We start from the raw sequence: 6,423 nt of genomic DNA, 5'->3' as shown, positions 1-6,423 counted from the left end.
GGCGTGCGGGCCGGCGGCCCCGCCCCCCCCGGGCGGGGGGGCGGGGGCCCCGGCCCCCCCCCCCCCCGGCCCGCCCCCCGGGGGCGGGGGGGCCCCCCCCCCCGCCGCCCGTCCCGTCGCGGGACCCTGCCGGTACCGGTCAGTGCAGGGTGAGACCGGGAAGCAGGCCCGGGAGCAGGGGCGGGATGCTGAGACCCTGGCCCTCCGGGGTGGCCGCGCCGGACGGCGCGGGGGACGCGCCCGAGCGGTCCGGCTGGCCCGCCGCCGGGGAGCTCCCCGGGGCGCTGCCGGTCAGGCCGTTGGTGAGGCCGTTGACCAGGCTGCCGACGCCGTTCGGTGCGCTGCTCGGGGTCGCGCCGCCGGTGGTGCCGCCCGCCGTGGTGCCGGTCTTGCCGTGCGCGTCGGGCGTGCCGGCCGGCGCCTGCGGCCGGCCGCCGACGGTGGCGGGCTCGTGGTCGGCCGAGCCCGGGGACTGGTCGCCGTCCGCTCCCGATCCCCCGGGAGCCGAGCCGCCCGCGGCGGCCGGCTGCTCCAGGTGCAGGGGCGCGACGTCCTCGCTTATGTCGTCGAAGAGTTGGTCGACCTTGCCGGCCTGGCTGGTGAGCTGGCCGGGGAGGCGGCTCTGCAGCGTGCTCCAGCGGTCGTCCTCGCCGTCGGCGAAGGTGGCGAGCTTGCGCATCGGGGCGAGCGAGCCGTTGCTGCGGTAGACCGCGCGGAGCAGATCGCGGCCGCGGACGGCCTCGGTGTGCATGTCGGTCAGCGCGCGCCGGACCTGCTCGACCGTGTCGGGGCTGAGGGTGTCCGGTGAGCCGGCCCGTTGCAGCAGGGACTGCGCCTCGCCGAGGCGGGTGGAGGCCTGCTCCAGGAGCAGGGCGCCGCGCTCGGCGTCGGAGTCCGCCCAGTCCAGCTGGAGGCCCTCCAGGCCGCGCTTCATGCCGTAGAGCGTGTCCCCCGGGAGCGCGTTGGTGCTGGCGGTGGCCGCACCGGTGAATCCGCCGACCGCCACTCCGGCGACCAGCCCGCCGATCGCCAGCCGGCGGCCCCAGCGGCTGCGCGAGACCGCGCGGACGGCCCGGTGCCTGCGCTGCCTGGGCACTGCGGCGGCCGTCCGGCCACCGGCCCACTCCTGCTCGAACGCGGCCATCAGCTGGGCCCGCTGGACCGTGCGGGTCTGCGTGTCCAGCTCCGGCGCGGGCATCGCGCCCAGGGCTCCCGCCATCGCCAGCAGCTCGGCCATCGCGGCCGATCCGCCCCCGGCCGGGCCCTCGTGGGCCGCGCCGCCGGTGTCGGCCCTCTCTGTCCGGTGGGCCTCCAGCGCCTCGGCGAAGGCCTTTGCCCGCCGGTGCTCCAGCACGTTTGCCGTCACGGGCCACACCTCCCTTCGTCGTTTTCGACACCCAGGCCGGCCGGACGGTTGCCTCGGCGGGCCGAAACCACACCATCGGGTGACATGCCTGGGTCGGGCTTGACTGAAGCCCCGATGACGGATTGCACGCTGGCCAACGAGTGGTGCCGGGGGTCGGTTACGCACGGCTGATCATGTGACCGCCCATTCACCCGCACGTGTGCGGACCGGGGCGGAGCTGACCGGGGACCGGATATGGCGGCCGTGCCCGGGTCCGTCCCGGTCACCGGGCGTCGGGCGGGAGCAGCCGGGCCAGGGTGCGCACCGCCCGGTACTGGAGGGTCTTGATGGCGCCCTCGTTCTTGCCCATGATGCGGGCCGTCTCGGCCACCGAGAGCCCCTGCAGGAAGCGCAGCGTGACGCACTCCTGCTGCTGCGGGTTGAGTCGCCGCACGGCGTCCAGCAGCGCCGCGTTGGAGAGCGACTCCAGCACGGAGTCCTCGGGGCTGCGCTCGCACTCGTTGGAGTCCAGCATCTCGCCGGTGGTGACCTCCAGCCGGAAGCGGCTGGACTTGAAGTGGTCGGCCACCAGGTTGCGCGCGATGGTCACCAGCCAGGCGCCGAAGTCCCGCCCCTGCCAGGTGAAGGTGCCGATCCGGCGCAGCGCGCGCAGGAACGTCTCGCTGGTCAGGTCCTCGGCCGTGGCCCGGCTGCCGACCCGGTAGTAGATGTAGCGGTACACGGTGTCGGAGTAGTGGTCGTAGAGCCGTCCGAACGCCTCGCTCTCGCCGTTCTGGGCGCGTTCGACCAGGTCGACGATCGGGTTGTGCTCGGTCTCGAAGCCGGTGTTCGGGGCGGACCGGGCCCGGCCCCGGCCGGCGCCGACCGCTGTCCGGCCGCGCGACCCGGTGCCCGTCCCGCTGCCCGTGCCGGCACCGGCGCCCGTGCTGGTGCCGCTGGTGGCGGTGGAGCGCAGCAGCGCGCCGACCGCGGGGCGGGGCGGACGTCCGTGACCGGCGCTCAGGGCGGCGCCGGCCACGGCGGGCTGCGGCAGCAGCTCCAAGTCTCTGATCGCGGCCCACAGCTGGTCCAGGCGCGTACCGGGGCGCAGGGTGGCGGTCGACGGGCGGGGGGAGGTAGGCGCGTCGTTCCGGACGGGTGGGTACACGGGACTCCCAGAGGCAGAACTGTGGACGGGTCACCTCCGCCTGCGCGGAGAGCACACTGCCTGACCCCCCGTCACCGGGGACGCGTGGTGGCGTGCATCCCAGAGAGGATAACGCTTTGTGCAATGACAGCTACACCCTGTGGTCGAAGTGGTCGTTCGAGGTCCACTTGTCGCGCATATTCAGCTGGTAATGACCGGAGTTGCCGCCATCCGTCTGGCGCAACGTGAGCGCTCGTACGCGCAGTGTGACCAATTTGGGGGAGGGAGGGGCCGTTTCCCCGTCCTGGGGCCTCGCAACCCCCGACTTTCCCAAGGTGGCGAACGATCAGATCCGGTCGGCCGTGATCCCGTTCGGTCGGGCCGGCGGGCGGGTGACGAGTCCCCCGTTAGCGTGAGTCGAAGCCCATCCAAGGAGTGGCGGACAAAACGCCAGGTTGACGGCCCGTCAAGGCCCGTACGCCGGCTCGGAAGCCGGCCCGCACGCCGACCCGGACTCGGCCCCCGACCGGTTCCCCGTGACCCCGTGCGGACCACGCGATCCGGGGCGGTCGGGGCGGTCGGGGTGGTTCAGGCGGGACGCCGGCGCCGCCGCATCGCGATCGCGGTGGCCGCCGCCCCCGCCACCACCCCGAGCCCCGCCGCGGCCGGCAGTCCGATCCGGGCCGCCTTGCGGCCGGTCCGGAAATCGCGCACCCGCCATCCCATCGCCCGGGCGTGCCGCCGCAGCGCGGCGTCCGGGTTGATCACGTACGGGTGGCCGACCAGGGCCAGCATCGGGATGTCGTTGGCGGAGTCGCTGAACGCCGCGCAGCGGCCGAGGTCCAGGTTCTCCCGGCGGGCCAGCGCCTGGACGGCGGCGGCCTTGGCCTGGCCGTGCAGCAGCCCCCCGACCAGCCGCCCGGTGTACTCGCCGTCGACGGTCTCCGCCACCGTCCCCAGCGCCCCGGTCATGCCGAGCTGCCGGGCGATGATCCGGGCCACCTCCTGCGGCGCCGCCGTGACCAGCCAGGTCCGCTGGCCGGCGTCCAGGTGCATCTGGACCAGGGCGCGGGTGCCCGGCCAGATCTTGCGGGTGATGACGTCCTGGAAGATCTCCTCGCAAATCGCCTCCAGCTCGGCGGTCCGCTTCCCGGCGACCAGGCCGAGCGCCCGGTCCTGGACGTCCGCGATGTGCGCCGGGTCCTCCGAGCCGTACAGCCGGAACCAGGCCTGCTGCCAGGCGAACCGGGCCACGTCCCGGCGGGAGAAGAAGCGGCGGCGGTACAGGCCGATGCCGAGGTAGAAGATCGCCGCGCCGCGCAGGATGGTGTTGTCGCAGTCGAAGAACGCGGCCGCCCTCGGGTCGTCCGGGGTGGGGGTGTGGTCCCCGGTCGGGGCCTTCGGCGGCTTGGTGGCCGGGCGCTCGTCCGGCGCCCCGCCGTCCGGCGTCCCGCGCTCCCGTGCCCCGCCGTCCCGTACCTTCCCCTCCTGCGGCTCCTCGTCCCGCGCCCGCCCGGCCGGGGCGGTCGAGCGGGCCAGCAGGTCCGCCTCGGCGGCCTCGGCGGCGGCCTCGCCGGCCAGGGCGGTCCGCTCGGCCGGGGAACGCCGTGCCTGGGTGAGCCTTCGCAACGCGACCATGCGACCGAGCATAGCCAGCGCCGGTGTCGGATCCCGTGACCGTGGTGTGCAGCCACCGTTAACAGCCCGCATCGGGCCTGTGGCGGCGCCCGGACCGGCAGCTGTCGGGCGAGGCACAATGGGCCGGGTGAGCCTGCTGCGACGCGACAAGAAGAACCCGGCCGACCGGACCGTCACCCTGATCGGCAAGCCCGACTGCCACCTGTGCGAGGACGCCCGCGCGGTGATCGTCAGGGTCACCGGCGACCTGGGGGCGGCCTTCGAGGAGAAGGACATCACCCAGGACGAGGAACTGTTCGAGAAGTACTGGGAGCAGATCCCGGTCACCCTGATCGACGGCCGCCAGCACGACTTCTGGCGGGTCGACGAACGCCGGCTGCGCACCGCGCTGGGCGGCTGAACGCACCCCGGGCCCTGCTGCCCACCCCCGCCGATCGGCGGGGGTAGGACGCCGAATCGTTGTCCGGGAGATGAAGATCTCCTTGAAAAAGGGCTCGTTCGTCGGCTTACCATCATGGGGCTCTGAGTCCGCCGGGGGTCGCCGACAGAAGGAGAGCAGGTCCATGCTGCTCGGTCGCCTCCCCGACCCGCCCGTGCCGGGCGGGTTCGCCGTGGTCGACGTCGAGGCCACCGGCCGCAGCCCCTGGCGGCACCGGGTGGTCGAGGTGGCCGTCGTCCTGCTGGACCGGCGGTTCGCCGTGGAGGGCGAGTTCGCCACCCTGGTCGATCCGGCCGGGCCGGTCGGCCCCACCCACGTGCACCGGATAACCCAGGAGCAGGTGGTCGGCGCCCCGCGCTTCCGCGACATCGCCCCGACCCTGCTGGAACTGCTGGCCGACCGGGTCCTGGTGGGCCACCACGTCAGCTGCGACCGGGTCTTCCTGGAGCGCGAGTTCGCCCGGATCGGGGTGGACCTGCCGGCCGTTCCCGAGCTCTGCACCATGCGACTGGCCCGCAGCAGGCTGGTCGGCGCGGGTGGCTACGGCCTGGCGGCCTGCGTGGCCGCGGCCGGCCTCGGCCGGTACCCGGCGCACACCGCGCTCGGCGACGCCCGGGCCGCCGCCGACCTGCTGCGGCACTGCGCGGGCGCCCCCGGGCCCGCCGACGACGGCGGCGCGGACGGCCCCGGCGACTGGGTGGTGCCCCCGCTCGGGGACGCGTCCCGGCCCTGGCCCCGGCTGCCCCGGCCCCGCGGTGAGCGCCCCGGGGAGGGCGTCGCGCTGGTCCGCCGTGAGCTCCCGTCCGGCCAGGTGTCACCGGGTACGGACTGTCCGCATGCGGCCCTGTCCGCCGCCGGTGGCGAGTGATGCGCATCACTGTGCGGGGACAAATCGGACACCATCTTTGTGCACACGTTCACAAACGCATAGCCTGGCTGCCTAAGCCCAGCTTCACCTACGGGAGCACCGTGGCAATCGGCCGACCCACCCAGAGCAGTTCGCAGACGCCCGACGCAGGCGCCGCGCGCCGACCCAGCCGTGCCCGGGGCATCCCGGAGGCGACCGTCGCCCGCCTGCCGCTCTACCTGCGGGCGCTCACCGCGCTGTCCGAGCGCTCGGTGCCCACCGTCTCATCCGAGGAACTGGCCACCGCCGCCGGGGTCAACTCCGCGAAGCTGCGCAAGGACTTCTCCTACCTCGGGTCGTACGGCACCCGCGGCGTGGGCTACGACGTCGAGTACCTCGTCTACCAGATCTCCCGCGAGCTGGGCCTCACCCAGGACTGGCCGGTCGTCATCGTCGGCATCGGGAACCTGGGCCACGCCCTCGCCAACTACGGCGGCTTCGCCTCCCGCGGCTTCCGGGTCGCGGCCCTGCTGGACGCCGACCCGGCCGTGGTCGGCAGCACCGCCGCCGGCCTGCCGGTGCGGCACATGGACGAGCTGGAGGCCATCGTGGCCGCCCAGCAGGTGTCCATCGGTGTGATCACCACCCCGCCGGTCGCCGCCCAGCAGGTCTGCGACCGCCTGGTCGAGGCCGGGGTCACCAGCATCCTCAACTTCGCGCCGACCGTGCTGACCGTCCCGGACGGGGTGGACGTGCGCAAGGTCGACCTGTCCATAGAGCTGCAGATCCTGGCCTTCCACGAGCAGCGCAAGGCCGGCGAGGAGCCCACCCCCGACAACGGCATGCTGGACCGCGCCCCGGGCCCGGTCCGCGCCGCCGCCGCCAAGCTCCGCCGGGCCGCCGGCGGCACCGCCAAGGCCGAACCGGCCAAGGGCAAGCAGGGCCAGGGCACCGACGGCGACCGGTCCGCGGTGATGCCGGCGTGAACACCAACGACTGTCTCTACG

Annotated in this window: 6 protein-coding genes; 3 read left to right on the top strand and 3 right to left on the bottom strand. The window is 74.5% G+C overall.

All coding sequences use genetic code 11. The annotated features are described in order from the left end of the window. Positions 1-139: 139 nt before the first annotated feature. The 3 genes from ACIOFR_RS07805 to ACIOFR_RS07795 form a co-directional block, all read right to left on the bottom strand. Complete coding sequence (locus ACIOFR_RS07805) at positions 140-1,366, bottom strand: DUF5667 domain-containing protein (RefSeq protein WP_400993246.1); 1,227 nt, start codon at positions 1,364-1,366, stop codon at positions 140-142. Between the two features lie 262 nt (positions 1,367-1,628). Then, on the bottom strand, positions 1,629-2,513 hold the full coding sequence (locus ACIOFR_RS07800) for an ECF subfamily RNA polymerase sigma factor, BldN family (RefSeq protein ID WP_400993244.1): 885 nt from the start codon (positions 2,511-2,513) through the stop codon (positions 1,629-1,631). A gap of 567 nt (positions 2,514-3,080) precedes the next feature. Next, a complete protein-coding gene (locus tag ACIOFR_RS07795; RefSeq protein ID WP_400993242.1) occupies positions 3,081-4,130 on the bottom strand; it encodes an HAD family hydrolase in 1,050 nt (349 codons plus the stop codon). A gap of 118 nt (positions 4,131-4,248) precedes the next feature. Here ACIOFR_RS07795 and ACIOFR_RS07790 point away from each other — a divergent pair, with 118 nt between their 5' ends. From ACIOFR_RS07790 to ACIOFR_RS07780, 3 genes are all read left to right on the top strand, one after another. After that, positions 4,249-4,530: a glutaredoxin family protein gene (locus tag ACIOFR_RS07790; protein ID WP_400993240.1), complete on the top strand. Its 282-nt coding sequence runs from the start codon at positions 4,249-4,251 to the stop codon at positions 4,528-4,530. 163 nt (positions 4,531-4,693) lie between these two features. Further along, complete coding sequence (locus ACIOFR_RS07785; protein ID WP_400993239.1) at positions 4,694-5,437, top strand: exonuclease domain-containing protein; 744 nt, start codon at positions 4,694-4,696, stop codon at positions 5,435-5,437. A 101-nt stretch (positions 5,438-5,538) separates the two neighbouring features. Then, positions 5,539-6,402 carry a redox-sensing transcriptional repressor Rex gene (locus tag ACIOFR_RS07780; protein ID WP_400993237.1) on the top strand — a complete coding sequence of 288 codons (864 nt, stop codon included), beginning with the start codon at positions 5,539-5,541 and terminating at the stop codon, positions 6,400-6,402. Positions 6,403-6,423 lie beyond the last annotated feature (21 nt).

The organism is Kitasatospora sp. NPDC088346 (genome assembly GCF_044740765.1).
Classification (GTDB): domain Bacteria; phylum Actinomycetota; class Actinomycetes; order Streptomycetales; family Streptomycetaceae; genus Kitasatospora.
This window is presented reverse-complemented; position numbering and strand designations above follow the sequence as displayed.